The organism is Aquiflexum sp. (assembly GCF_977115555.1).
This window is the reverse complement of sequence record NZ_CDSBKL010000565.1, coordinates 1-2,054: the sequence shown is the minus strand read 5'-3', so window position 1 is coordinate 2,054 and position 2,054 is coordinate 1. Positions and strand designations below refer to the sequence as shown.

The 2,054-nt window shown below is 44.2% G+C and carries 2 protein-coding genes; one reads left to right on the top strand and one right to left on the bottom strand.

Going from position 1 to position 2,054, the window contains the following annotated elements:
• Positions 1-791, top strand: a 791-nt coding sequence (locus tag ACZFYI_RS19610; RefSeq protein ID WP_462525810.1) for a dipeptide epimerase, incomplete at its 5' end; no start/stop codon positions are given.
• A gap of 150 nt (positions 792-941) precedes the next feature.
• Here ACZFYI_RS19610 and ACZFYI_RS19605 read toward each other — a convergent pair.
• Positions 942-2,045, bottom strand: a complete 1,104-nt coding sequence (locus ACZFYI_RS19605; protein WP_462525811.1) for a BamA/TamA family outer membrane protein — start codon at positions 2,043-2,045, stop codon at positions 942-944.
• Positions 2,046-2,054 lie beyond the last annotated feature (9 nt).

Sequence of the window (2,054 nt, the reverse complement as noted above, 5' to 3'; positions counted from 1 at the left end):
TAGATGAACAGACAATTATTTATTCCGTCCTCATTGTTTTGAAAGACAATCCCTTTGCGCAATGTGCATTGGACTTGGCCGCTTGGGATATTTTTACCAAGAAAAAAGGAAAGAAATTGTACGACTATCTGGGTTTGGACCCTCATGATATTCCCCTGACCAATTTCACCATCGGGATAGATACCATAGAAAAAATGGTAGCCAAGATGAAAGAAGTCGATTGGCCGCTGTATAAGATCAAGCTTGGAACGGAAGATGACTTGGCCATCATCCGTGAACTGAGAAAGCATACCGCTTCAAAATTCAGAATTGACGCCAACTGTGCATGGACAGCACAGCAGGCGATAGCTTATTCGGAAGAACTCGCCCAACTCGGTGTGGAATTTATGGAACAGCCTTTGGGAAAAGATGACCTCGAAGGCATGAAAGAAGTTTTCAAATATTCCAAACTGCCGGTGATGGCGGATGAAAGCTGCATCGTCGAATCAGACGTCAAAAAATGCCATGGACTTTTTCATGGGATCAATGTGAAGTTGGTAAAGGCAGGAGGAATCACACCTGCCTTGAGGATGATCCGAGAGGCCAAGTCATTGGGCATGAAAACAATGGTCGGTTGTATGACGGAATCTTCTGTCGGAATCACCGCCATCTCACATATCGCTCCTTTGTTGGATTATGTGGACATGGATGGGGCAATGTTGCTCACAGAAGACATTGCCAAAGGGGTGGTCATTACTCCCGATAGCGTAACTTTTCCTGCAGGAAATGGAATCGGAGCGGTGTTGATTTAAAGGAAACAAAATGGGTTCGGTCGCCCTCGTCAGTGTCTTCACTGACGTCTTCTTCAATTAGGCCGAAAATTGAATTGAGTGAAGACACTCACTTTGGCCCGAGAATTTATAGATTTTTTAGTTAAATTACTTGCCTCTCGCTTCTCCCCTTTAAAAAGCCTCTCCGATAAACAAATAAAACCCAGATCCTTCCTGCGTAAATGCCACATCAAGTCTGGTATAAATGTCCTTTTTGGGGAAAAGTAAAAACCGCAATCCGCCGCCAGCAGACCATACTACTTTATTGATGGATGCCAATGAAAAGTCTGGAAAGACCGTTCCCGTTCCGGCAAATGCTGCGGCCCCGATCCTTTTGGAAAATCCCAATGGCAATGGTAACATCCTGAATTCTGCTTGGGTTGCAATCTGGTTTTTATCCCTGAATCTTCCAAGGTAATACCCTCTCATCATGCTGTCTCCGCCCAGTAATGCCAACTGATTGAAAGGAACATCTCCTGAAAAAAACTGACCGATAGCCTGCCACGCAAAGACACTGTTTTTTCCAACAGGTCTAAAAATTCTGGTATCCATCAACACCGCATTGAATCCAAAAGTACTGATGGCAGGGGAATATCGTAGATAAGCCAACTCCCCAAAATTGCCTTTCCTCACATTGAGGACATTGTGTCGGTCATCATAGACAAGACCCACACCCAAACCAATATTGGTCGAACCTTCATAGCCCAAGGGAAGGTCGAACGGGGGTGCTTCCGGGGAAGGCTTGAATTCTACCTTTGACATCCGCTGAAAATCTGCTTCTATTCCAAAAAACAAATTGGGACGGAGTTGCCGAAGCACCCGTTCTTTGATCATAATCTGATTGGCATCCACCAGCGCCAAATAATCTTCCGGGGAGTCAATCCCAATTCCGTGGTATTTTAGCGGAAAGCTTTGAAGCCTGATCCGTCCGAGAAAAAACCATTTGCTTTGGTCAGAATATATGGCGTGGTCAAACCACAGCCCATATTGGTTTTCAAGAGTAAGGAAAGTAAAACCGCTGATTTCGCTTAGCCGGTTGGCTGTGTCTTGTTTGGCATAATATACCCACAAGGAAGAAAGCCCTATTTCCCAACTTGTCTCAGGTGCATAGGCCAACGTGGGATAAACCAAAAATTGGGGTCTGCTGATGTTTGAGGAATCATTAACGATGTTATTGATATATCTTTTTAAAAAGCTTTGCGAATGTGCTTGGCTTGAAAAAAATATTAAAATCAAAGTGAGCTT